The 25,083-nt window shown below is 64.9% G+C and carries 20 protein-coding genes; 7 read left to right on the forward strand and 13 right to left on the reverse strand.

Annotated features, from left to right (window positions below; all coding sequences use genetic code 11):
* Nucleotides 1–18: 18 nt before the first annotated feature.
* Nucleotides 19–630 (reverse strand): oligoribonuclease, encoded by a 612-nt coding sequence (gene orn / locus KUW00_RS01825; protein WP_222568113.1) that lies wholly within the window; start codon nucleotides 628–630, stop codon nucleotides 19–21.
* Between the two features lie 92 nt (nucleotides 631–722).
* On the opposite strand from orn, the gene rsgA reads away from it, so the two are divergent.
* From rsgA to KUW00_RS01850, 5 genes are all read left to right on the forward strand, one after another.
* Nucleotides 723–1,754, forward strand: a complete 1,032-nt coding sequence (gene rsgA / locus KUW00_RS01830; RefSeq protein ID WP_045993090.1) for a small ribosomal subunit biogenesis GTPase RsgA — start codon at nucleotides 723–725, stop codon at nucleotides 1,752–1,754.
* Nucleotides 1,755–1,844: 90 nt separating this feature from the next.
* Nucleotides 1,845–2,675: a sulfurtransferase gene (locus KUW00_RS01835; protein ID WP_045993089.1), complete on the forward strand. Its 831-nt coding sequence runs from the start codon at nucleotides 1,845–1,847 to the stop codon at nucleotides 2,673–2,675.
* A 241-nt stretch (nucleotides 2,676–2,916) separates the two neighbouring features.
* Complete coding sequence (gene asd, locus KUW00_RS01840; RefSeq protein ID WP_222568114.1) at nucleotides 2,917–3,816, forward strand: archaetidylserine decarboxylase; 900 nt, start codon at nucleotides 2,917–2,919, stop codon at nucleotides 3,814–3,816.
* 249 nt (nucleotides 3,817–4,065) lie between these two features.
* On the forward strand, nucleotides 4,066–4,377 hold the full coding sequence (locus tag KUW00_RS01845) for a DUF1778 domain-containing protein (RefSeq protein ID WP_222568115.1): 312 nt from the start codon (nucleotides 4,066–4,068) through the stop codon (nucleotides 4,375–4,377).
* Nucleotides 4,377–4,916 (forward strand): GNAT family N-acetyltransferase, encoded by a 540-nt coding sequence (locus KUW00_RS01850; protein WP_222568116.1) that lies wholly within the window; start codon nucleotides 4,377–4,379, stop codon nucleotides 4,914–4,916. Before KUW00_RS01845 ends, KUW00_RS01850 begins: the two co-directional genes overlap by 1 nt.
* 102 nt (nucleotides 4,917–5,018) lie before the next feature.
* On the opposite strand, the gene epmA is transcribed toward KUW00_RS01850, so the two are convergent.
* Nucleotides 5,019–5,990: an EF-P lysine aminoacylase EpmA gene (gene epmA / locus KUW00_RS01855; protein WP_222568117.1), complete on the reverse strand. Its 972-nt coding sequence runs from the start codon at nucleotides 5,988–5,990 to the stop codon at nucleotides 5,019–5,021.
* Between the two features lie 98 nt (nucleotides 5,991–6,088).
* Complete coding sequence (gene efp, locus KUW00_RS01860; RefSeq protein WP_045994506.1) at nucleotides 6,089–6,655, reverse strand: elongation factor P; 567 nt, start codon at nucleotides 6,653–6,655, stop codon at nucleotides 6,089–6,091.
* Between the two features lie 105 nt (nucleotides 6,656–6,760).
* Here efp and epmB point away from each other — a divergent pair, with 105 nt between their 5' ends.
* Nucleotides 6,761–7,798, forward strand: a complete 1,038-nt coding sequence (gene epmB, locus KUW00_RS01865; protein WP_222568118.1) for an EF-P beta-lysylation protein EpmB — start codon at nucleotides 6,761–6,763, stop codon at nucleotides 7,796–7,798.
* 84 nt (nucleotides 7,799–7,882) lie between these two features.
* On the opposite strand, the gene leuA is transcribed toward epmB, so the two are convergent.
* Nucleotides 7,883–9,589: a 2-isopropylmalate synthase gene (leuA, locus tag KUW00_RS01870; RefSeq protein ID WP_108131447.1), complete on the reverse strand. Its 1,707-nt coding sequence runs from the start codon at nucleotides 9,587–9,589 to the stop codon at nucleotides 7,883–7,885.
* 607 nt (nucleotides 9,590–10,196) lie between these two features.
* Between leuA and KUW00_RS01875 the strand changes: the two genes are divergently transcribed.
* Nucleotides 10,197–11,528, forward strand: a complete 1,332-nt coding sequence (locus KUW00_RS01875; protein WP_261391942.1) for a glycerophosphodiester phosphodiesterase family protein — start codon at nucleotides 10,197–10,199, stop codon at nucleotides 11,526–11,528.
* Between the two features lie 212 nt (nucleotides 11,529–11,740).
* On the opposite strand, the gene arcC is transcribed toward KUW00_RS01875, so the two are convergent.
* From arcC to pgi, 9 genes are all read right to left on the reverse strand, one after another.
* Complete coding sequence (arcC, locus tag KUW00_RS01880; protein WP_222568119.1) at nucleotides 11,741–12,688, reverse strand: carbamate kinase; 948 nt, start codon at nucleotides 12,686–12,688, stop codon at nucleotides 11,741–11,743.
* Nucleotides 12,689–12,765: 77 nt separating this feature from the next.
* Nucleotides 12,766–13,776, reverse strand: coding sequence for an ornithine carbamoyltransferase (locus tag KUW00_RS01885; RefSeq protein ID WP_045994511.1), 1,011 nt, complete (start codon nucleotides 13,774–13,776; stop codon nucleotides 12,766–12,768).
* Between the two features lie 76 nt (nucleotides 13,777–13,852).
* Nucleotides 13,853–15,109 carry an arginine deiminase gene (gene arcA, locus KUW00_RS01890; protein ID WP_222568120.1) on the reverse strand — a complete coding sequence of 419 codons (1,257 nt, stop codon included), beginning with the start codon at nucleotides 15,107–15,109 and terminating at the stop codon, nucleotides 13,853–13,855.
* Between the two features lie 87 nt (nucleotides 15,110–15,196).
* On the reverse strand, nucleotides 15,197–16,624 hold the full coding sequence (arcD, locus tag KUW00_RS01895; protein ID WP_222568121.1) for an arginine-ornithine antiporter: 1,428 nt from the start codon (nucleotides 16,622–16,624) through the stop codon (nucleotides 15,197–15,199).
* A 400-nt stretch (nucleotides 16,625–17,024) separates the two neighbouring features.
* Nucleotides 17,025–18,248: a phosphoserine phosphatase SerB gene (serB, locus tag KUW00_RS01900; RefSeq protein ID WP_222568122.1), complete on the reverse strand. Its 1,224-nt coding sequence runs from the start codon at nucleotides 18,246–18,248 to the stop codon at nucleotides 17,025–17,027.
* 56 nt (nucleotides 18,249–18,304) lie between these two features.
* On the reverse strand, nucleotides 18,305–20,560 hold the full coding sequence (gene parC, locus KUW00_RS01905; protein ID WP_222515551.1) for a DNA topoisomerase IV subunit A: 2,256 nt from the start codon (nucleotides 20,558–20,560) through the stop codon (nucleotides 18,305–18,307).
* Nucleotides 20,561–20,648: 88 nt separating this feature from the next.
* A complete protein-coding gene (gene parE / locus KUW00_RS01910; RefSeq protein WP_045994516.1) occupies nucleotides 20,649–22,529 on the reverse strand; it encodes a DNA topoisomerase IV subunit B in 1,881 nt (626 codons plus the stop codon).
* Between the two features lie 55 nt (nucleotides 22,530–22,584).
* Entirely contained in the window at nucleotides 22,585–23,223 is a 639-nt protein-coding gene (locus tag KUW00_RS01915) for a YqiA/YcfP family alpha/beta fold hydrolase (protein ID WP_108131440.1), read from the reverse strand.
* A 97-nt stretch (nucleotides 23,224–23,320) separates the two neighbouring features.
* Nucleotides 23,321–24,988 (reverse strand): glucose-6-phosphate isomerase, encoded by a 1,668-nt coding sequence (gene pgi, locus KUW00_RS01920; protein ID WP_222568123.1) that lies wholly within the window; start codon nucleotides 24,986–24,988, stop codon nucleotides 23,321–23,323.
* Nucleotides 24,989–25,083: the final 95 nt, after the last annotated feature.

Here is a 25,083-nt window from a genome sequence, read left to right on the forward strand (position 1 = left end):
CCCGGCGTCAACTGCTGACTATTCCCCAGCCTTGAGGAACGTCTTGCGATAGTGCGCGAGTTCGGCGATGGATTCCTTGATGTCGTCCATGGCCAGGTGCACGTTGCGCTTGGAAAAGCCCTCCAGCGCCTGGGGATTCCAGCGCTTGGCCAGCTCCTTCAAGGTCGAGACGTCGAGATTGCGGTAGTGGAAAAACGCCCACAGCTCGGGCATCTCGCGCTCCAGAAAGCGCCGGTCCTGGTGGATCGAGTTGCCGCACATCGGCGAGGTGCCCGGGGCCACATGGGCTGAGAGAAACTCGAGCGTCCTGCGCTCGGCCTCGCGGGTATCGATCTGGCTCTTGCGCACCCGCTCGACCAGCCCGGAATTGCCGTGGGTACGGGTATTCCACTCATCCATGCCGGACAACAATGCGTCGCTCTGGTGAACCGCGATCACCGGCCCCTCGGCGATGACATTGAGCTCGCCGTCGGTGACCAGGGTGGCCACCTCGATGATGCGTTCACGCTCCGGGTCGAGCCCGGTCATCTCCAGGTCGATCCAGATCAGGGCGTCGTTTCGCGGGCCGGTCTTGGCATCGTCAGAACGCGGGTTGAGGGTATCGTCGGGGCTGGCGCTAGCATCGGACATCGTCGCTTCCTTGATCAGGCGGTGGCCCTTGTCGGGACAGGGGCCGTGCGTGTAGGTACAATGCCGACCATTGTACCGACCATCGGGTGCTCATGAGCAAACGCAAGTTGAGCCGCCAGCAGCGCTGGCGCATCGAGAAGATCCAAGCCGAACGCGCCGAGCGCGCCGCCAGAAAGGCCGGCCAGGACGACGAAAAGCTTGCCGCCGGCGAATACGGCGCCGAGCGCGACGGCCGAGTGATCGCTCACTTCGGACGGACTCTGGACGTCGCCAGCCGTGCCGGCGAGACGCCCACCCGCTGCCATCTGCGCGCCAACCTCGAGGGCCTGGTCACCGGAGACCGCGTCATCTGGCGGGCCGGCGAGGACGGCAGCGGCGTGGTGGTGGCCCGAGGCGAGCGCGACAATGTGCTCGAACGCCCGGATATGCGCGGGCTACTCAAGCCCGTGGCGGCCAATATCGACCAGATCCTGATCGTCTTCGCGGTGGAACCCGAGCCCCACGCCGGCCTGATCGATCGCTACCTGGTGGCGGCCGAGGCCACCGGCATCACCCCGGTGCTGGTACTCAACAAGACCGACCTGCTGCCCGACGAGGGCGGCGAGCTGCGCGGGCTGCTCGATCGCTACCGCGGCATCGGCTACCAGGTGGTGGCCACCTCCACCGAGGTCGACGGCGGACTCGACGCCCTCTACGCCCAGCTCGCCGACCGCACCTCGGTATTCGTCGGCCAGTCCGGGGTCGGCAAGTCCTCACTGATCGACCGCCTGCTGCCCGACGAACAGTTGCGCATCGGCGCGCTGTCGGAGGACTCGCGCAAGGGTCGCCACACCACCACCACCGCCCAGCTCTACCACCTGCCCGCACCGGACGAGAGCCTGGCCTCGGGCGAGCTGATCGACTCCCCCGGCATCCGCGAGTTTGGCCTCACTCACCTGACAGAGCGCGAGGTCACCGAGGGCTTTATCGAATTCGCCCCTTACCTCGGCCTGTGTCGCTTCCGCGACTGCCGCCACCGGCAGGAGCCGGGCTGCGCCATTCGCGACGCCATCGACGAGGGGGCGATTCACCCCGAACGCTTTGCCAGTTATCGTCGTATCGTCGATAGTCTGGATAGCCAATAGGGAAACGCCAGTAGCGTCCCCTCGCGAAGTGCCAGGCGCCAGACACAGCGCCCGCCCCTTTCATCCGTGTGGATCCGCCAGGAGAGAACCATGAGCTCAGAAGACAATCTGTTGCCCTTGATCGCCGAGCCCGAGGAACTCGCCGGCGTGCTGGATCACGAGGACATCCTGGTGATCGACGTGCCGCTGAAGGCGGAAAGCTACGCCGAGGGCCATGTGCCCGGCGCGATCTTTCTCGACCATCGTCGTCTGCTGAAAGGTTCCGGCGACGTCCCCAACGACGTCCCCGATGAAGAGGCCCTGTCACAACTGTTCTCGTCGCTGGGCCTGACCCGGGACACCCACGTGGTCGCCTACGACGACGAGGGCGGCGGCTGGGCCGGGCGCTTGCTGTGGACGCTGGAGCTGATTGGCCACAAGCGCTATTCCTACCTGAATGGCGGCATTCACGCCTGGCGTGACGAGGGTCTGCCCCAGTCCACCGAAGACCATGCGCCGAAGCCCTCGGACTACCAGGCCGAGGTCCTCAATCCCGAGGTCGCGATCGACCGACTCGAGCTTGAAGAGCGCCTGGGCAGCGACAACTTCGCCATCTGGGATGCCCGCTCCGTCGACGAGTTCGATGGCAACAAGGGCCAGAACCGGCACCTCGGCCACCTGCCCGGAGCGGTCAACATGGAGTGGACCGACGCCATGGACCGTGAACGCTCACTTCGCCTGCGCGACTACGCCGAGCTGATCACCGAACTGGGCGCCATGGGTATCACCCCGGATATGGAAGTGGTCACTCACTGCCAGACCCACCATCGCAGCGGCTTCACCTGGCTGGTAGGCAAGGCACTGGGGTTCGAACGCATGCGTGCCTACCCGGGCTCGTGGAAGGAGTGGGGCAATCGCGACGATACCCCCATCGAACACTGACCCCCTTGTTCCTCTGCCCATCTAGGGCTTGTCTGAAAAGTGTCTGCGCTCGGTAATGCGGCGTTAAAAATCGGATCAAAATGCTCATTTACACCACGTAAACTGCGCTTTCTCACCGATTTTTGCCTTGTCTAACCTTCGCTCGTCGACTTTTCGGACTGAGCCTAGGGCACTTGATTGCACCAGCGGCGCGGCCGTGAGGCCGCGTGCGCGTCATTGACCACCCGGAGATCGTCCCTTCGTGACCCTCGCCAAGCTGTTTTCCCTGATCCAGTACCCCATCCCCCACCACCTGCTGTCGCGCCTGGTCGGCCTGCTTGCCGACTGCCGTATCGGCTGGCTCAAGAACCTGTTGATCCGCGCCTTCATCAAGCGCTTCAAGGTCGATATGAGCCAGGCGGTGGAATCGGACCCCAGGGTCTACCCGAGCTTCAACGCCTTCTTCACTCGGGCGCTGGCGGCCGGCGCCCGTCCGCTGGAAGACGGCCTGTTGTGCCCCGCCGACGGCACCCTGTCCCAATGGGGCGCCATCGACCATGGCCGGCTGGTCCAGGCCAAGGGCCATCGCTTCAGCATGACCGAGCTGCTCGGCGGCGACCCCAGGGCGGCCACCCGCTACCAGAGCGGCAGCTTCGCCACCGTCTACCTGTCGCCCAAGGACTACCACCGGGTGCATATGCCGCTTGCCGGCACCCTGACCGAGATGGTCTACGTGCCCGGGCGCCTGTTCTCGGTCAACGACGCCACCACCCGCCACGTCCCGGGCCTGTTCGCCCGCAACGAGCGGCTGGTGTGCCACTTCGAGACCGAACACGGCCCCATGGTGCTGGTGCTGGTGGGCGCGATGATCGTCGCCGCCATTGAAACGGTGTGGGCCGGCCAGGTGACACCGCAGTCCGGCCGGGTCGAGCGTGTCCGCTTCGATCGCCCGATTCACCTCGCCAAGGGCGCCGAGATGGGCCGCTTCAAGCTCGGCTCCACCGTGGTCATGGCCTTCGCCGAAAAGGTCGACTTCGATGCCTTGAGCGGCAAGGCCGGCAGCCCCGTCGCGGTGAGCATGGGCCAACGCCTGGGCGGCGAGCCGGGAACCAGCGCAACAGCGGCGACGGCAGACGGCGAAGAGGCCGCCAGCGCGGACTGAAGCGCCAAGGCGTGTCGGCAACGCCGGTGGCAAGACAACGCCTTAGGCATGACAACACTATTCAAAAGGGGCGGCGGTGGCCGCCCCTTTCGCGTCTGTCCCAAGCCCCCACAGAGCCTTCCGCTTCATCGACGGAACGACTGAACGAACACAGCAAGACACCGAGGGGAAAGAAAGCAAATTCTGGAGATGTACGCCGGCAGGGCGTACAGTGTGATTTGAAGATCACATGCACTGGAGGTCAACACCTTGGCCAGCCAATCTTCCGACGCCAGTACAGAAGCACGTCAGCGCAACACTGAACGTTTTGGCTTCCGTACAACACCGCGTATCAAGCAAGCCATCGAGCAGGCGGCCGCGCTGAGTGGCCAGGACATGTCCACGTTCGCGTTGTCCGCAGCGTATGAGCGGGCAATGGAGACCATCCGGGCGCATGAAGTGACACGGCTCATGCCTGAAGATCATGAGGTCTTCCTTGAGGCCATCGAGAACCCTCCGGCTCCGACCGAGAAGCTACGTGACGCCTTCACCCAACATCGGCAGACGGTGGCGAAGCGCTGATGTCGGCCACCGTCGTCATCGAAGCGCTCGACAAGTCTCGACACCATCGAGCGGCTTTTTCGACTGGGGTGGATCAAGTCGACAACTTTCTGCAGCGCACCGCCAGCAGGCTGATGGATGGTGGCACGATTCGCGTCTTCGTGATGACAGACCCTGCTCGGGATCCCTCGAAGATCCTGGGTTTCTATTCGCTCAACGCCCATAGCGTGGACTGTAGCGACCTGCCCAACCGCTACAAGCGCATGGCGAATGCGGATGGCAGTATCTCTGCCGCTTTCATCGGCATGATCGGCGTCGATCAACAGTTCCAGGGGCAGGGAATCGGTAGACGCCTGCTGGTCGATGCATTGAATCGAGCCTTTGCAGCATCACTGAGAATAGGCACGGCCGCTGTGCTGCTCGATATTCTGGACTGCGGAGACTCGCAGGCGGTGGAAAGAAGGCTGCGTCTATACGCAGGCTTTGGTTTTCAGTCTCTGCCATCGAATCCGTTACGCATGTTCATGCCGATGGCCACCGTCGCGAAGCTCCAGGGCTGAACCGCCACAGACCTTCTACTTCCCTGTCCCGCGCCCCCTTCTAGCTGACGATCAAAAGATCTGGGCACTTGGAATGACTACCCCACGAGGTGCCCAGCCCCCTCAACAGCGCGGTGTGGGAAAGGCGATCACCTCTTCAAGACGCGACTTGCCCAGCGCCAGCTGGATCAGCCGGTCGAGTCCCAGGGCGACCCCGCTGCCCTCGGGCATACCGGCGTCCAGAGCCGCCAGCAGGCGCTCGTCGACGTCGACCTCGGCAAGGCCGGCCTCACGCCTGGCGCGATTGTCGTCGGCGAAGCGTGCGCGCTGTTCGTCCACATCGGTCAGCTCGTCATAGCCGTTGGCAAGCTCTAGCCCATCGAGATACACCTCGAAGCGCGAGGCCACCCAGGCGCCGTCGCGGGGGTCCTGGTGACGCCTGGCCAACGCCGCCTGGCTGGCCGGGTAATCCAGTACCACGTCGATGCCGTCGCGGCCTAGCTCGGGCTCGATGACGAGGCTCATCAGCAGGTCGAGACACTCATCCCGCGGCGCCTCGGCCATGTCGAGGCCGCCGCGTTCACCGGCAAGACGGCGAAGCGATGCGATGTCCACCTCAAAAGGATCGATATCCAGCACCTCGCCAAACAGCTCGCGATAGCGACGCTTTCGCGTCGGGCCGGGATTAAACGGCAGCACCTCGCGGATCAGCGCCTGGGTTTCCTCGATCAAAGCATCGAGGCTCCACCCCGGGCGATACCACTCCAGCATGCTGAACTCGATATTGTGGCGGCGTCCCACCTCGCCGTCACGAAAGCTGCGGGCGATCTGGAAGATCGGCCCACTGCCGGCCGCCAGCAGGCGCTTCATGTGAAATTCCGGCGACGTCTGCAACCACAGGGTCTCGCTGCCCGCCGGGGTGACCGCTCGACAGGACAGCGACGCCAGGTGCACGTCGGTGCTGCCGCCGTGACCGAGACAGGGGGTCTCCACCTCGAGCACGCCGCGCTCGACAAAGAAGCCGCGCACCCGCTGCATCAGCACGGCGCGGCGGCGCAGGGTGTCCAGCGAGGCCGTGGGTTGCCAGTCTGTCATCGTTCGTTCCTTACCACTTGCCCAAACGACAAAGGCCACGCGATCGCGTGGCCTTTGTCTGTATCTCGATCTGCCGATCCGGGGATATCGCCCTCGCCTCAGGCGCGGGAGACGTAATCACCGCTACGGGTGTCGATCTTGAGCACTTCGCCCTGGTTGATGAACAGGGGAACGCGCACCACCGCGCCGGAGGACAGGGTCGCCGGCTTGGAGCCGCCCTGGGCGGTGTCGCCCTTGAGGCCCGGGTCGGTCTCGACCACTTCCAGCTCGATGAAGTTGGGCGGGGAGACCGAGATGGCGTTGTCGTTCCACAGGGTCACGGTGTACACCACCTGCTCCTTGAGCCACTTGTCGCTGTCGCCCAGGGCCTTCTTCTCGACGGCGTACTGCTCGAAGGAACCGTCGGTCTTCATGAAGTACCACATGTCACCGTCGGTGTAGAGGTACTCCATGTCCAGATCCATGACGTCGGCGCCTTCCAGCGACTCGCCGGACTTGAAGGTACGCTCCCACACGCGGCCGGTCATCAGGTTGCGCAGCTTCACGCGGTTGAAGGCCTGGCCCTTGCCGGGCTTGACGAATTCGTTCTCGACGATGGCACAGGGGTCACCGTCGAGCATCACCTTCAGACCGCCCTTGAATTCGTTGGTAGAATAGTTCGCCATGAGATCTCGTTCCTTTCGGTGCCCGGCCCGGCCATCGGCTCAGAGCGGCACTCAACTGACATTTTGCGAGGACAAGCCCCTCGCACGCATCGATGGATGGCCCGCATGATAACCCGAAGCTCGACGCTTTTGCATTGCTCTGCCCCGGATGAGCCGGGACTTCCCGCCCCCGGCGGCTGGCAGCGCCAGCTGGCCGGCGCCATTCGTGACCCGCGCGAGCTGTGCCGACGCCTGGGGCTCGACGCCTCCCTGATCCCCGGCGCCGAGGCCGGCCACTCCCTGTTCGAGGTGCGTGTGCCCGAGGCCTTTGCCGCGCGCATGCGCCACGCAGACCCGGGCGACCCCTTGCTGCGCCAGGTGCTGCCCCTGGATGCCGAGCAGACAAACCCCGAGGGCTACGTCACCGATCCGCTCCAGGAGGCCCAGCACACCGCCCGTCGCGGCCTGATCCACAAGTACGCCGGACGGGTACTGCTGATCACCAGCCCCGCCTGCGCGATCAATTGCCGCTACTGCTTCCGTCGCCACTTCCCCTACCAGGAAAACGCGCCCTCACGCAGCCAGTGGGACGACACCCTAGACTACCTGCGCGAGGACGATACTCTGCGCGAGGCGATCCTGTCCGGTGGCGATCCGCTGGCCGCCAGCGATCGCCAGCTGGCCTGGCTGGTCGAGCGGCTCGACGCCATCTCCCATCTCAAGCGACTACGCCTGCATACCCGGCTGCCGGTGGTGATCCCCGATCGCGTCGACGGCCCCCTGCTCGAGTGGCTCACCGGCACCCGCCTGCAGAAGGTCATGGTGCTGCATATCAACCACGCCAACGAGATCGACGAGGCCGTCGCCGGCGCCTGCGCGCGGCTCAAGCAGGCCGGCGTGACCCTGCTCAACCAGAGCGTGATCCTCAAGGGAGTGAACGACTCGGTAGATGCGTTGGAGGCGCTCTCGGAGCGGCTGTTCGAGGCCGGCGTACTGCCCTACTACCTGCACGCCTTCGACCCGGTGTCCGGGGCAGCCCACTTCGACGTGGCCGACGCCCGCGCCAACGCCCTGGTCGACGAGTTGCGCACCCGCCTGCCCGGCTTCCTGATGCCGACCCTGGTCCGCGAGGTCCCCGGCGAAGCCAGCAAGACGCCGTTGTAGCCGACACCAAGCATGCTGCAAAAAAACCGCCCCCGGGGTTTCCCCCGGGGGCGGTGCGTTTACGCCATTTGCCAGCGGCGCGGATCAGGCAACGCTGTCGGCGGTGACGTTGGGCGCTACCTCTTCGGTGGACAGGCAGCGGTTGATCGCGCTCATCACACCCTTGATCGAGGCGCTGGTGATGCTCTCGTCGGTACCGACGCCGAACACCGCCTCGCCCTTGACTCGGACCTCGACGTAGGCGATCGCCTCGGCGTCGGCGCCCTGACCACGGGAGTGCTCGTGGTAGTCGATGATCTCGATATCGTGGCCTTCGCTGCGCAGCGCCTTGACGAAGGCCGCCAGCGGGCCGTTGCCTTCGCCGCTGATGGTGTGGCGCTCACCGTCCTTGGCGATGCAGGCTTCCAGCGTCACCGTCGGGCTGTCCGGCTCGGACGACAGACGGTGGCTGACCAGGCTGTAGGGCTCGGTCTTGGCCAGGTACTCGTCGACGAAGGTCTGGTAGATCATCGCCGAGGTGATCTCCTTGCCGACCCGATCGGCCACCTCCTGCACCACCAGGCTGAACTCCATGGACAGCCGGCGCGGCAGTTCGATGCCGTGCTCCTGCTCCAGCAGGTAGCTGACGCCGCCCTTGCCGGACTGGCTGTTGACGCGGATCACCGCCTCGTAGCTGCGGCCCACGTCGAGCGGGTCGATGGGCAGGTAAGGCACCGCCCAGACGCTGTCCGGGTCTTCCTTGCGCAGCGCCATGCCCTTCTTGATCGCGTCCTGGTGAGAGCCGGAGAAGGCGGTGAACACCAGATCGCCCACGTAGGGATGACGCGGGTGGACCGGCAGCTGGTTGCAGTGCTCGACCTCACGCATGATCGGAGTGATGTTGGAGAAATCGAGGCCCGGATGGACGCCCTGGGTGTAGAGGTTCATCGCCAGGGTGACGATGTCGACGTTGCCGGTGCGCTCGCCATTGCCGAACAGGGTGCCCTCGACCCGGTCGGCACCGGCCATCACCGTCAGTTCGGCGGCGGCCACACCGGTACCACGGTCATTGTGGGGGTGGACGCTGACGATCAGGTGATCGCGGTGCTCGACGTTGCGGCAGAACCACTCGATCTGGTCGGCGTAGTTGTTGGGGGTGGCGCACTCCACCGTGGCCGGCAGGTTGACGATCATCTTGTTGTCGGCGCTGGCCCCGAAGGTCTCGCGCACGGCATTGACGATCTCCACCGCAAAGTCCATCTCTGTGGTGGTGAACAGCTCCGGAGAATACTGGAAGGTCCAGTTGGTCTCGGGGGCCGCCTTCATCAGGTCACGGATCTGGGTGGTGGCATCGACCGCAATCTGGATGCACTGGGGCTTGTCGACATTGAATACCACGCGACGGAACACCGGATCGGTGGCGTTGTAGACGTGAACGATGGCGTTCTTGGCGCCCTTGAGCGATTCAAAGGTGCGCTCGATCAGATGCGGACGGGCCTGGGTCAGTACCTGGATGGTGACGTCGTCCGGGACCTTGTCTTCCTCGATCAGGCTGCGCACGAAGTCGAAGTCGGTCTGGGAGGCGGAGGGGAAGCCCACCTCGATCTGCTTGAAGCCAATCTTGACCAGCAGATCGAAGAAGCGCTGCTTGCGCTCCTGGTCCATCGGATCGATCAGCGCCTGGTTACCGTCGCGCAGATCGACGCTGCACCACTGGGGCGGGGTCTCGATGCGCTGGCTGGGCCACTGCCGATCAGGCAGGTCCACGGCCACGAAGGGGCGGTACTTGGTCGAAGGGTCCTTGAGCATCATGGCGTTTTCTCCGGAATAGGGTGTGTCGAGCGAAGAGTTATTGGAAGGCCTGTTGGGCGGCCCGGCCAGCGCCTTGTGAGCAAAGGCCAGGTGAAAACGGCGACGCCCCGCTCGCCAGAGGCGAGCGGGGCGTCATAAGTCGTTCCAGGACCGAGACGATAGCGACCACGACAATTCGCGCACCATCCATCCGTACATCGTCACAACGACGAGAGCGGACACCACAGGTGGCGTGACGGGACGGGTTCATGGTGGGGCACTGGGTACTGACGGACATCTTGCAACCTCGACTCAACCTGACTGGTGGCGATCCTGCCGGCGACGCAAGCACAAAGGGCGTCGCCACGCGCATTCAAACGCGTAGTAGTAGTCGTAGGTCGAGGTGGCGAGATGTCATGTTCATGCGCTCTAGAAAATCAGTCTTCAGCGACGTTGTCAACTGCGGCGCGCCAGCGCGAGCGCCACGAGCGCTCGCTGTCATGTGAATGTCCTCGAGCCGGACTAGGGTAATAGAGCGATTCCGGCGCCCCGGAACCACCGTAATCTCTGACAACACCACCAGACTCGTGCTGATGGTTCAGCATGGCTGACACAAAGGAGACGCTCCATGGATGCCCATCACCACCGCCGCCCCGCTCCCCTCGCCGCGTTACTGTCATGCGCGATCACTGCCATCGCGCTCTGCGGGGCCACTGCCGCGCCCGCCATGGCCGAGGACAACGCCTCCAACGCCAGCGCTTCTTCCTCCCTGCCGGTCAGTCTGGGCCCCCGCCCCTACTTCCTGATCGACGACATGGACGAGGACAATGCCCAGTCCGCCGAGCTCAAGGCGACCCTTGAGCAGTGCGCGGCCAACCTTGAGCAGCCCACCCGGAACGACTTTTCCATCGGCCACCGCGGCGCCCCCCTGATGTTCCCCGAGCACACCCGGGAATCCTACCTGGCCGCCGCGCGCATGGGCGCTGGCGTGCTCGAGTGCGACGTGGCCTTTACCGAAGACAAGGAACTGGTCTGCCGCCACTCCCAGTGCGACCTGCACGGCACCACCAATATCCTCGAGACCGAGCTTGCCGAGCAGTGCAGCGTGCCACCGACCTTCGATGCCGATGGCAAGTTGACCAACGCCGCCGACGTCCAGTGCTGCACCAGCGACATCACCCTGGCCGAGTTCAAGACCCTGGAAGGCCGCATGGACGGCGTCGACACCAGCGCCGACACCCTGGAGGCCTACCTGGCCGGCAACCCGCGCTGGCGCACCGAGCTCTATGCCGATCGCGGCACCCTGATGAGTCACGCCGAAAGCATCGCGCTGTTTCAGGACCTAGGCGTCAAGATGACCCCGGAGCTGAAGACACCGAGCGTCGAGATGCCCTTCGACGGCATGAGCCAGCAGGACTATGCCCAGAAGCTGATCGACGAGTACGTCGAGGCCGGCGTGCCCCCGGAAGACGTCTTTCCCCAGTCGTTTCTGCTCGATGACGTGCGTTACTGGGTCGACAACACCGAGTTCGCCGACCAGGCGGTATACCTGGACGATCGCTATGACGTGGAAGGTTTCGACGTGACCGACCCCGCAAGCTGGGAGCCGTCGATGCAGGAGCTGGCCGATATGGGAGTGAAGATTCTGGCCCCACCGATGTGGATGCTGCTGGCCGAGGGGGACAGCGAAGACCGTCCCATCGTGCCGTCGGTCTACGCCGAGAAGGCGAAGGAGGCAGGACTGGAGCTGATCGCCTGGTCCTTCGAGCGCTCGGCGCCGCTGACCCGTGACGGTGCCTGGTACCACCAGACCATCGACGATGTCGTCGACAACGATGGCGACAAGATGGTGGCGCTTGACGTGATGGCCCGCGATATCGGGGTCAAGGCGGTGTTCTCTGACTGGCCGGCGGCGGTCACCTTCTACGCCAACTGCATGGCCGACGAGCTGGCAAAATAAGCGGCAATGACCACCGGCGGATCTAGTCGGAACGCATAAAAACGGCCGGGTGGATAACCACCCGGCCAGAACGCCTTCCGTGGCGTTGGCGCCCCTAACGCCATTCCGAGGGCTCCATCCTAACGATCGTCAACCTGGAGAGCGCTCCCCCATCGGCGGTAGCCAGCCGCCTCCAGACGAGGGCAGGCAACCAGGCATGTCCCGCTCCTCCTTCAAGGAGTCGTCGTCTCCTGAGCAAAGCTTATGCCGGTGGCCCTGATACTCACCCGAGTGCCGGCGTGGCCTGCGACGATAGCCTCGATATCGGCCAGCGCCCCGATAACTGCCGTCTTGCCGCTTGAACGAGCAAACTCACAGGCCGCCTGCACCTTGGGCCCCATGGATCCTGCGGCAAAACCCTGGGCTTCCAGGCTATCGGGATCGGCCATCACCACCCGCCGGCTATGTGGGGTCCCCCAGTCCAGATAGACCCCGTCCACGTCGGTGGCGATGATCAGAAGATCGCTGGCGAGTTGCTGTGACAACAGCGATGAGCACAGGTCCTTGTCGATGACCGCCTCGATGCCCTCGAGCTTGCCATCCTCTCCGTAGACCGTGGGGATGCCACCACCGCCAGCACAGATCACCACGGTGCCCTTCTCCAGAAGCCAGCGCAGCGGGCGAATCTCGAAGATCCGCTTGGGTCTAGGGCTCGGCACCACCCGGCGGTAGTGATCGCCGTCTCGCGCCATGGTCCAGCCCTTGAGCTCCGCCAGCCGGCAGGCCTCGTCGCGCTGATAGATGGGGCCGATGGGCTTGCTCGGCTGCTGGAAGGCCGGGTCATCGGCGTCCACCTCGACCTGGGTCAACAGCGACGCAAAGGGCACCTCCGGCGGCAACAGGTTGCCGAGTTCCTGCTCGATCATGTAACCGATCATGCCTTCGGTCTCGGCACCCAGCACATCCAGAGGAAAGGCGTTGTCCTCGTCGTAGGCTGCTCCTTGCAGGGCAAGCAGGCCCACCTGGGGCCCGTTGCCATGGGCAATCACCAGCTCGTTGCCTGATGCGATGCGCGCGATCTGCTCGCAGGCGATACGAATGTTGGCGCGCTGAGCCTCGCCGTTCATGACCTCGCCACGCCGCAACAGGGCGTTGCCACCAAGGGCAATCGTGATACGCATAACAGTGTCCTTCCCGTTCGGGGTTGCAGGCGGCCCACGGGCCGCCTGGCTATCTTGCCGATCCGTTGGTGCGTGGCTTACACATCGCCGAGGGTCGAGACCATCACCGCCTTGATCGTATGCATGCGGTTCTCTGCCTGTTCGAAGGCGATGCAGGCCGGTGACTCGAACACCTCCTCGGTGACCTCGATGCCGTCCTTCAGCATCGGGTACTGCTCGGCGACCTGGCGCCCCACCTTGGTGTCACAGTTGTGGAAGGCCGGCAGGCAGTGCATGAACTTGACCCTGGGGTTGCCGGCGGCCTCCATCAGCGCCTTGTTGACCTGGTAGGGCAGCAACTGGTCGATGCGCTCGGCCCAGGCCTCCACCGGCTCGCCCATGGACACCCAGACGTCGGTGTGGATGAAGTCGACGCCCCTGACCGCCTCGCGGGGGTCCTCGGTCAGGCAGATGCGCGCGCCGCTGTCCTCGGCGAAGCGCCGGCAGTTGGCCAGATGCTCCTCGTCCGGCCACAGCGAACGTGGCGCGGCGATCCGCACGTCCATGCCCAGCTTGGCGCCGATCAGCAGAAGCGAGTTGCCCATATTGTTGCGGGCATCGCCCAGGTAGGCGAAGGAGATCTGGTGCAACGGCTTCTCGGCGTGCTCGCGCATGGTCAGGACGTCGGCGATCATCTGGGTCGGGTGGTACTCGTCGGTCAGACCGTTGTAGACCGGCACCCCGGAGAACGCCGCCAGCTCCTCGACCACCTCCTGGCTGAAGCCGCGGTACTCGATGGCGTCGTACATGCGCCCCAGTACCCGGGCGGTATCGCGCATGGACTCCTTGTGCCCGATCTGGGACGAGGTGGGATCGATGTAGGTGACGTTGGCGCCCTGGTCATAGGCGGCCACCTCGAAGGCGCAGCGGGTGCGGGTGGAGGTCTTCTCGAAGATCAGGGCGATGTTCTTGCCCTTGAGTCGCTGGGCCTCGCAGCCGCTGTACTTGGCCCGCTTGAGGTCCCGCGACAGGTCCAGCAGGTAGCGCAGCTCGCGCTCGGAGTGATGCATCAGCGACAGCAGGTGACGGTTGTGGATATTGAAGGACATGAGGGTCTCCTTGACGGCCACCTGGGCAGCCGCCGATTCACGGTAAGAAAAAGCGAAGTAACGCGTAACGACGTCGTCAGAAGTCGACGGGATCTCGCTGAATCGGACAGGTCATGCAGTGACCGCCGCCCCGTCCACGGCCCAGTTCACTGGCGCTGATGGTGATCACCTCGACCCCGGCCTTGCGCAGCAGGGTGTTGGTGTAGGTGTTGCGGTCATAGCCAACCACCACGCCTGGCTCCAGGGCTACCACATTGTTGCCGTCGTCCCACTGTTCGCGCTCGGCCTCGAAGCTGTCTCCACCGGTCTCCACCACTCGCAGTTTCGGCAGTCCCAGCGCCTCGGCTACCACCTCGATGAAGCTCCCCTTCTCGCGGCGCACGTCGATGCCACTGGGCTTGCTCTCGTCGGGGCGCAGACTGAAGGGGACGATGTCCTTGACCACGTCAGGGAAGACCGTCACCAGGTCGCGATCGCAGAAGCTGAAGACGGTGTCCAGGTGCATGGCGGCGCGCGACCGGGGCAGTCCCGCCACGATTACCCGTTCGGCCTCGCCGGCCCGGAACAGGGCGCTCGCCACCTGACCGATGGCCTGGTGCGAGGTGCGCTCGCCCATGCCGATCAACACCACGCCGTTGCCCACCGGCATCACGTCGCCGCCCTCCAGGGTGGCCGAACCGTGGTCCTGGACGGGATTGCCGTACCACACCTTGAAGTCGGCACCGGCGAAGCGCGGGTTGAAGCGATAGATCGCCGAGGTCAGCAGCGTTTCCTGGCGGCGGGCCGGCCAGAACATCGGATTGAGCGTCACCCCGCCATAGATCCAGCAGGTGGTGTCGCGGGTAAACAGGGTGTTGGGAAGCGGCGGAAGAACGAAGCTGGACTGGCCCAGATAGTCGCGGAAGGTCTTGAGGGTCTCGCCTCCGTGGCTCTCGGTGATGTCGGCCCAGGACACCCCGCCGATCAGGAACTCGGCCAGACGCCGTGGCTCCAGTTCACTGAGCCAGGCGCGGACCTCATCGGCAAGGCCAAAGCCGACCAGGTTGGAGGTCACCTTGCGCTCGAGAATCCAGCGCATGGCGTCGCGATTCTCGAGGGTCTCGGTGAGCAGGTTGTGCATCTCGAGCACTTCGATGTCACGCTCGCGCATCTTGGTCACGAAGTCGAAATGATCACGCTTGGCCTGGTTAGTCCACAGCACATCATCGAACAGAAGGTCATCACAGTTGCTGGGGGTCAGCCGCTGATGAGCAAGCCCTGGCGAGCACACCATGACCTTGCGAAGCTTGCCTACCTCGGAATAGACACCCAATCGTGAAGATCCACTTTTCATTCTGTTTCTCCTTCCCTTTTGCGGGACTGTCACTACCGCATCATCAATGAACCTGACCGCTGTAACATGTTGAACATCGAGGTCTAGCTACAGACTCAACCACCCCTGATAGAGTCCCAGCGTGGCCGCCAGCGCCGAGGCGATAGTGACCGCGAAGATAATCTTCTCGATGGGGGTAAAGACCTTTTCATCACGCTCGCTCTTGGCCTTGTAGAAGAACACGGCACCAGGGGCGTAAAGCAGCGCCGACAGCAACAGATAGTCGATACCGCCAGCAAACAGCAGCCAGATCGCGTAGAGAGTAGCCAGGCCGCCGATAAACAGATCCTTGCGGCGTACCTCGGGCTCCTTCTCGTAGGTTTCTCCCTTTACCGCGAGCAACAGGGCGTAGGCCGCCGACCACAGATAAGGCACCAGGATCATCGAGCTTGCGAGGTAAAGAAGGCTCAGGTAGGTGGACTCGTTGACCAGTGTCAGCAGCAGAAAGAGCTGGATCAGGCCGTTGGAAAGCCACAGGGCGTTGACCGGCACCTTGTTGGCGTTTTCCTTGCTCAACAGTTCAGGCATGGTGCCGTCGCTGGAGGCCGCGTGAAGAATCTCGGCGCACAGCAGTGTCCAGGACAGCAAGGCGCCGAGCAGCGAGATCACCAGGCCCAGGCTGATCAGATGACCGCCCCAGGGGCCGACCACCTGGCTCAGCACCAGCGCCATGGACGGGTTCTTGAGCTCGGCGAGTTCCGGCTGGCTCATGATGCCCATGGACAGCACATTGACCATCACCAGAAGCAGAAGCACACCGACAAAGCCGATCACGGTGGCGCGCCCGACATCGCGACGATCGCGAGCCTTGGCGGAATAGATGCTGGCACCCTCGATACCGATAAATACCCAGACGGTGACCAGCATCATGTTGCGAACCTGGTCCATCACGCTGCCCAGATCGGCGTTGCCGGTGCCCCAGAAGTCCATGGTGAAGACGTCCAGGTGAAAGCCGATGGCGGCCAGCACGATGAACATGATCAGCGGGACGATCTTGGCGATGGTGGTCACCAGATTGATGAACGCCGCCTGCTGGATGCCCCTGGCCACCAGGAAGTGAACCGCCCACAACAGGATCGATGCACAGCCGATGGCTGCCGGCGTATTACCCTCGCCGAAGATGGGGAAGAAGAAGCCCAGGGTGCTGAACAACAGAACGAAGTAGCTGACATTGCCGAGCCAGGCGCTGATCCAGTAACCCCAGGCGGAAGAGAAGCCAAGATAGTCGCCGAAACCGGCCTTGGCGTAGGCATAGATGCCGGCGTCGAGTTCCGGCTTGCGATTGGCCAACGTCTGGAAGACGAACACCAGTGCCAGCATGCCGACCGCGGTAATTCCCCAGCCGATCAGCACCGCCCCTGGTGCGGCGCTCGCCGCCATGTTCTGCGGAAGCGAAAAGATACCGCCCCCGATCATCGAGCCGACGACCAGCGCAAGCAAGGCGCCGAGTCTCAGCTTTCCTGTGTCGTTTTCCATGGGAAGGGTTTCCTCGTGGGGACCAAAAGTTTGCCAATTCAGGCTACTCTCTTTTTGGCCCCGTGAGGCTACCGAAACCGCCGTACACACCTCTCTGCTGACTCGTGTCAACTACGCCTTTCGACGTACATAATAACGACCCCGATCAGGTTATATCGCTCCACCACCACTGTTTGATCTCGGCCGCTTGCAACGACCTTTCCCTCGGATTTGCGGTCAGTGGCTCGTCCCGAACGAGGGAACTTTACTTCGCGGGTGCCTGCAGCGCCATGTCGCTACCAGGTTCGCGACAGCGTCCAGGCTCGCTGGACCGAGTGGGAATGGGAGACACAAAAAAGGGAGCCCTGGGCTCCCTTGCAGTAGAAGTGAACATCGCGTCCGAGCGGCGATGACGTCCGGGCTAGTCGTGGCCCGGCGCCTGGCAGGACAGATCCGCCTGGCGATAGCCGATCAGATAGAGCACGGCGTCAAGCCCCAGGGTCGAGATGCTCTGACGGGCCTGGGCACGCACCAGCGGCTTGGCCCGAAAGGCGATACCGAGTCCGGCGGCGGCCAGCATCTTGAGATCGTTGGCGCCATCGCCCACGGCGATGGTCTGTTCCATGGCGATCCCCTCGCGTTGAGCGATCTGGTGCAACAGCGCGGCCTTGCGATCGGCATCGACGATCGGCTCGCGCACCTCGCCGGTGACCTTGCCGTCCTCGATCACCAGCTCGTTGGCATGGATCTCGTCGAAGCCCAGCCGCTGTTGCAGATGTCGGGCGAAGTAGGTGAAGCCGCCGGACAGGATGGCGGTGCGGTAGCCCAAGCGCTTGAGCTGGGCCATCAACTGTTCCACCCCGTCCATCAGCGGCAGCTCTTCGGCGATCTCGGCCAGCACCGACTCGTCCAGGCCCTTCAGCTTGGCCATGCGCTCGCGGAAGCTCTGCTGGAAGTCGAGCTCACCGCGCATGGCCCGCTCCGTCACCTCGGCCACCTCGTCGTAGACCCCGTGGCGGCGCGCCAGCTCGTCGATGACCTCGGCCTTGATCAAGGTCGAGTCCATGTCGAAGCACACCAGGCGACGGTGGGTGCGCCAGATGGAGTCTTCCTGCAGGGCGATATCGACCCCGTGGGTCGCACCCAGCGCCAGCGCCTTCTCGCGCAGCGACTCAAGGTCGACGTCCTCGCCGCGAAGCCAGCACTCGACGCAGCTACCCTGGGCCGGCGCCTCGCCGTCCAGCGGCTCGCGCCCGGACAGGCGATGGATCAACTCCACCGTCAGCCCGTGCTCGGCGGTCAGCGCGCCCACCTCGGCCAGGATACCGGCGGGCAGTCGCGGCGCCAGCAGGGTCATGATCAGGCGCGGCTGACTCGCGGTCTCGCTCCAGCGATGGTACTCCTCGGCGCTGATCTGGATCGCCTGGACATCCAGACCCAGCTCATCGCCGGCGCCCGACAGGGCGCCTTCCAGGTCGGCCTCGTGGTCAAGCGCTACCAGCGCCTCCAGCGAGACGATACCGAAGGTCACGCTCTGGTTGATGTCCAGAAGGCGCGCGCCGCTGCGGGCCAGGATCCGCCCCAGGCCGGCAAGCTGGCCGGGGCGGGCCTGGCCGGTAGCGCGCATCAGGATTCGTCGTGTCATGGTGTGTCTTCCTTGGGCACCCGCAGCAACCGGCGGGCGCCGTACCGTCGTAAGGGTTACGCCTCGAGGCGCTCGAGCCGGTCGACCTTCTGCAGCCCGCGTGGCAGCTTGCTGCCTCGCCGTCCGCGATCTCCCCGATAGTAGTCGAGCTCACCGTTCTTGAGCGACAGCTTGCGCTTGCCGGCGTGCACCACCAGGGTATCCCCTGGCGCCAGCACCACCAGGCCGCGCACAAACTCTTCGCGCCGGGCCGCCCGGGCACCGGGAATATCCAGCATCTTGTTGCCCTTGCCCTTGGACATCTCCGGCAACTGGTCCAGCGGGAACAGCAGCAGTCGGCCTTCGTTGGAGACCGTGGCCACGGTCAATTCGTCGGCCGCCGGCAGCTCCACCGGAGGCAGCACATTGCAGCCCTTGGGCAGGCTCAGCACCGCCTTGCCGGAACGGTTCTTGCCGGTCAGGTCCTCGAGCCGGGCGACGAAGCCGTAGCCGCCGTCGGAGGCCAGCAGGAAGCGGGCGTCCCCCGGTGCCAGCATGACGCCGGCCATGTGCGCGCCGGCCACCACGTTGACCTTGCCGGTGACCGGCTCGCCCTGGCCGCGGGCACTGGGTAGCTGGTGGGCCGGCAGGGTGTAGGCCCGGCCGGTGTCATCGAGCAGCACCAGCGGCTGGTTGGTCTTGCCTCGCGCGGCCAGGTGGAAGGCGTCGCCGGCCTTGTAGGACAGCCCGGAGGGGTCGATGTCGTGGCCCTTGGCGGCACGAATCCAGCCTTTTTCGGACAGCACCACCGTCACCGGATCGGCACCCACCAGTTCGACCTCGGACAGCGCCCTGGCTTCCTCGCGCTCGACGATCGGCGAGCGGCGCTCGTCGCCGTGCTCCTCGGCGGCCTTGCGCAGCTCCTGCTCGATCAGGTCGGTCATCGCTGCCTCGTTGCCGAGCAGCTCTTCAAGACGCTTGCGCTCCGCCTCGAGCTCGTCCTGCTCGGTGCGGATCTTCATCTCCTCGAGCTTGGCCAGGTGGCGCAGGCGCAGCTCCAGGATCGCCTCGGCCTGACGGTCGGTCAGACCGAAGGCTGCCATCAGCGCGCTCTTGGGCTCATCCTCCTCGCGGATGATGCGGATCACCTCATCGATATTGAGGTAGGCGATCAACAGGCCTTCGAGCAGGTGCAGGCGGTCGTTGACCTTGCCCAGCCGGTGTTCGAGGCGACGGCGCACCGTGGTGCGGCGGAAGTCGAGCCACTCGCCGAGCAGCTCCGGCAGCGGCATCACCCGTGGGCGGCCGTCGAGGCCGATCACGTTGAGATTGACCCGTACGTTCTTCTCGAGGTCGGTGGTAGCGAACAGGTGCGCCATCAGCGACTCGATATCGACCCGGTTGGAGCGCGGTTCGATCACCAGGCGGGTCGGCTCCTCGTGGGTCGACTCGTCGCGCAGGTCGGCCACCATCGGCAGCTTCTTGGCCTGCATCTGCGCCGCGATCTGCTCCAGCACCTTGGCCCCGCTGACCTGGTAGGGCAGCGCGGTGATCACCACCTGGCCCTCTTCCTGCTCGTAGCGGGCGCGCATCTTGACGCTGCCGCGACCGCTCTCGTAGAGCTTTCGAAGGTCCGCGCGCGGGGTAATGATCTCCGCCCGGGTGGGGAAGTCCGGGCCAGGCAGGTGCGCCATCAGGTCGGCGGTGGTGACGCCGGGATTACGCAGCACCTCGCAGGTGGCCTCGACCACCTCGCGCACATTGTGCGGCGGAATATCGGTGGCCATGCCCACGGCGATGCCGGTGCCACCATTGAGCAGCACGTGGGGCAGACGTGCCGGCAGCACCACCGGCTCGTTCATGGTGCCATCGAAGTTGGGCGCCCAGTCCACGGTGCCCTGGCCGAGTTCGCTGAGCAGTACCTCGGCGAACTTCGACAGCCGCGCTTCGGTGTAGCGCATGGCGGCGAAGGACTTGGGATCGTCCGGGCTACCCCAGTTGCCCTGGCCGTCCACCAGCGGATAGCGATAGCTGAACGACTGGGCCATCAACACCATGGCCTCGTAGCAGGCGCTGTCACCATGGGGGTGGAACTTGCCGAGCACGTCGCCGACGGTACGCGCCGACTTCTTGTACTTGGCGTTGGCGTTCAACGCCAACTCGCGCATGGCGTAGATGATGCGCCGCTGCACCGGCTTCATGCCGTCGCCGATATGGGGCAGGGCCCGGTCGAGAATGACGTACATCGAATAGTCGAGGTAGGCCTTCTCGGTGTATTCGCGCAGGGACAGTCGCTCGACGTCGCCCTCCGCCACCTCAATGTCCAGAGTCATGATCCCTCGTTCTCAATCCTGGTCGCCTGAACCGACGACGTGAAATCCGGGAGCGTCACTGCGTGCAAGTCACCGCGATGGCGGCCCGTCACACTTCGATATCCGCCAGGTTGCCGTAGTCCTCGAGCCAGCTCTTGCGGTCCGAGGCGCGCTTCTTGGCCAGCAGCATGTCCATCATCTCCATGGTGCCGTCGCCCTCCTCCCGGGTCAGCTGCACCAGTCGCCGGGTCTCCACCGCCATGGTGGTCTCGCGCAGCTGCAGCGGGCTCATCTCGCCAAGGCCCTTGAAGCGCTGCACGTTGGGGGTGCCGCGCTTGCCTTCCAGCTTGCGCAGGATGGCCGCCTTCTCGCTCTCGTCCAAGGCGTAGTAGACCTCCTTGCCAAGGTCGATGCGGTAAAGCGGCGGCATGGCGACGAAGACGTGGCCGGCGTCGACCAGCGACGGAAAGTGGCGCACGAACAGCGCGCACAGAAGGGTGGCGATGTGCAGCCCGTCGGAGTCGGCATCGGCGAGGATGCAGATCTTGTGATAGCGCAGCTTGGACAGGTCGGCACTGGCCGGATCGGCGCCGATGGCCACGGCGATGTCGTGGACCTCCTGGGAGCCGTAGATATCGTGGGAATCGACCTCCCAGGTGTTGAGGATCTTGCCGCGCAGCGGCAGGATCGCCTGGGTCTCGCGGTTGCGCGCCTGCTTGGCGCTGCCCCCGGCGCTGTCACCCTCGACCAGAAACAGCTCGCTCAAGGCCGGGTCCTGGCCACTGCAGTCGGCCAGCTTGCCGGGCAGCGCCGGGCCGGAGGTGACCTTCTTGCGCGCCACCTTCTTCGAGCTCTTCTGGCGCCGCTGGGCGGCGCTGATCACCAGCTCGGCCAGCGCCTCGGCCTGGTCGACGTGGTGGTTGAGCCACAGCGAGAAGGCGTCCTTGACGACGCCGGAGACGAAGCCCGCCACGGTGCGTGACGACAGCCGCTCCTTGGTCTGGCCGGCGAACTGCGGATCGAGCATCTTTACCGACAGCACGTAGGCGACCCGCTCCCACAGGTCCTCGGCGGTCAGCTTGACCCCGCGCGGCAGCAGGCTGCGGTACTCGCAGAATTCCTTGAGTGCCTCGAGCAGCCCCGAGCGCAGGCCGTTGACGTGGGTGCCGCCCTGGGCGGTGGGGATCAGGTTGACGTAGCTTTCCATCAGCGAGTCGCCGCCTTCGGGCAACCACTGAATCGCCCAGTCCACCCCCTGCTCATCGTCGGCGAAGTGACCGACGAAGGGCGAGCTCGGCAGCACCTCGTAGCCGTCGGTGGTCTGGGCCAGATAGTCGCGCAGACCGTCCGCGAACTGCCAGGTGGTGGCGGTGCCGTCGGCTTCCACCAGTTCCACCTTGAGCCCGGGGCAGAGTACCGCCTTGGCCCGCAGCAGGTGCTTGAGCCGCCCTACCGCCAGGTTGGGGCTATCGAAGTAGCTGGTATCCGGCCAGAAGCGCACCAGGGTGCCCTTGGCACGCTTGGCCGCGGTGCCGATGACATGCAGGTCCTCGACCTTGTCGCCGTGCTCGAAGGCCATGGCGTGGCGCTCGCCGTCGCGCAGGACCTCGACCTCGAGGCGTCGCGACAGGGCGTTGACCACCGACACCCCGACCCCGTGCAGGCCGCCAGAGAAGCGGTAGCTCGACGAGGAGAACTTACCGCCGGCGTGCAGCCGAGTCATGATCAGCTCGATCCCCGACACCCCGTGCTCCGGGTGAACGTCGATGGGCATGCCGCGACCGTTGTCCGTCACCTCGATGCCGCCGTCGTCCCGCAGTACCACGCGGATCTCGTTGGCGTGTTCGGCGAGCGCCTCGTCGACGCTGTTGTCGATGACCTCCTGGACCAGGTGATTCGGGCGGGAGGTGTCGGTGTACATGCCGGGGCGCTTGCGAACGGGCTCCAGCCCGGAAAGCACCTCGATCGAACTGGCACTGTATTGGGTCATGCGTGGTCCATCATCAGGATAACTGGGATCGTCTTTGCGCCGTCGACTGAACGGCTCACTCGGCCGGTACCGGCGCCACTCGCCCGGGCGCCAGGGCGTGACCGCCGTGGGCGAACACCGCCGGCAGGTAGTCGGCCAGGGCATTGAAGCCGTGCTCGCCGCCGGGATGCAGGATCGCCTTGGCCCCGCGGTAGGCGGCGAAGGCGTCGGCGCTGTCCAGCGTCTCGTCCTCGGTCACCAGCAGCAGCAGATAGCGCCCGGGGGTCACCACCTCCGGCGTCATCTCGGCGATCTGGTCGCGGTGGCCCTGCTCGACCACGAAGCGCTCACCGGTGTAGGCGTTGACGAAGCTCTCGCCGAGCATGGTGTCGACCAGCCTGGCCGGTCGCACCGCCGGATTGACCAGTACCGCCGGCAGCTCATGGCGCTCTGCCAGCACCGTGGCCAGAAAGCCGCCCATGGAGCTGCCCATCAGCATCGGGCTGGGCCCCAGCCGGGGCAACAGCGATTCGGCGAGCCGCAGGGCGTCGGCCGCCTGCGAGGACAGGTCCGGGGTCTCGCAGGGAAGCCCCAGCTCCGCACAGGCGGCCTTGATCAGCCGCGCCTTGGGCGAGGCGCCGGCACTATTGAATCCATGCAGGTAGAGCACGCCGCTCGCTGCGGCAGCACTCGACGCTGTTGATGGGCTCAGCATAACGGAAAACCTGTATAAATGGCCAGTTTTCAACCCTCCCCTGCGCCCGCTGGGGCGCTGTCGCTATCGCTATCGCCATCACTCATGCCAACGGCCATCAGTCCCGCGCGGCTTGCCAGGTGGCCTCGATCAGCCCGCGGGTGGAGTCATCCATCGCCTCCAGGTCCTGGCGCCCCTCGATGATGTCACGGGTCTCGTTGGCGATCTTCTTGCCCAGTTCAACGCCCCACTGGTCGAAGGGATTGATGCCCCAGATGGTGGCCTGGACGAACACCTTGTGCTCGTAGAGAGCGATCAACGCGCCCAGAGTCTGCGGGGTCAACCGCTCCAGCAGCAGGGTGGTCGAGGGCTGGTTGCCACGATAGCGCTTGTGCTCGGGCCTGGGACCGTCATCGGCGATGGCGTCGTCGCCGAGCATCAATACGCGGGACTGGGCGAAGCAGTTGGCCAGCGTCAGCCGGTGCTGGCCCATCAGGTGCTCGCGGGTGGCCGGATCCTCGACGTCATCGTAGCGGGCCAGCGGCGCGATAAAGTCGCACTCCACCGCCTGGGTGCCCTGGTGCAGCAACTGGTAGAAGGCGTGCTGGGCGTTGGGCCCGAGCTGGCCCCACAGCACCGGACAGGTGGAGTAGTCGACGATATCGCCGTCGTTGGTCACCGACTTGCCGTTGGACTCCATCTCGAGCTGTTCGAGGTAGGCAGCGAAGTATTCCAGGCGTCCGTCGTAGGGCAGAATCGAGTGGGCACGGATATCCAGGAAGTTGTTGTTCCAGATACCGGCCAGCGCCAGCAGCACCGGCAGATTGTCCTCGAGCGGCGCCTTCTGGAAGTGCACGTCCATGGCGTGGGCGCCGGCCAGGAAGTCACGGAAGCCGTCCATGCCGATGACCAGGGCGATGGGCAGGCCGATGCCACCCCACAGCGAGTAGCGCCCGCCGACCCACTCCCAGAACTCGAGCTGGTGGTCGCAGGCGATGCCCCACTCGGCCATCTTGTCCGGGCTTGCCGAGACACCGATGAAGTGCTGGCGCAGCACCAACTCGCGATCCACGCCCTCCTGGCGCGCCTCGACCAGCCGGGACAGCAGCCAGTCCCGCGCGGTGTTGGCGTTTGACAGGGTATCGATGGTGGTGAAGGACTTCGACGACAGCACGAACAACGTGGTCTCGGGGTCGAAGCGCATCAGGTAGTCGACCAGCTGGGAGCCGTCCATGGTCGAGGCGAAGTGGACCTCGACCGGATGAGTATCCGCCGGGCGATAGTCGGCCAGGGCGTGGGTCACCATCAGCGGCCCCAGGTCGGAGCCCCCGACCCCCAGGTTGACCACGTCACGGATCGGCTTGCCGGTGGCCCCGCGCCACTGGCCGGAATGGAAGCGCTCGACCATGGTCGCCATCTTGTCCAGGGTGGCGTGCACCGCCGGCACCAGATCCTCGCCTTCGACCACCAGAGACGCATCCTGCGGCAGACGCAGCGCGGTATGCAGCGCAGGACGGTCCTCACTGACGTTGACCCGCTCACCGGCCAGCAGGCGACGGATGGCGTCGGGCACGCCGGCCTCGTCGGCCAGCGCCAGCAGATCCTCGAGGGTCTGCTGGTCCCAGCGCTGCTTGGACAGGTCGAGTTTCAGCCCCGCAGCCTCGTGGCTGAAGGTGGCAAATCGCCCGGCATCCTCGCGAAACATGTCGCACAGGTGCCGCTTGCCGACTTCCTGTGCCTTCTGCTTCAACGCCTGCCAGGCCGGCGTTTGATCGATCGATGGCATGATTCCTCTCCTTGGGCCCTGTCTGGTGGGCAAAGCTGGGCCGAACGGCGACGGCAAGCCTCATCGTGCAGCCTGACCGCGGGGCGCGTACAATC

The organism is Halomonas sp. DP5N14-9 (genome assembly GCF_019802175.1).
Classification (GTDB): domain Bacteria; phylum Pseudomonadota; class Gammaproteobacteria; order Pseudomonadales; family Halomonadaceae; genus Halomonas; species Halomonas litopenaei.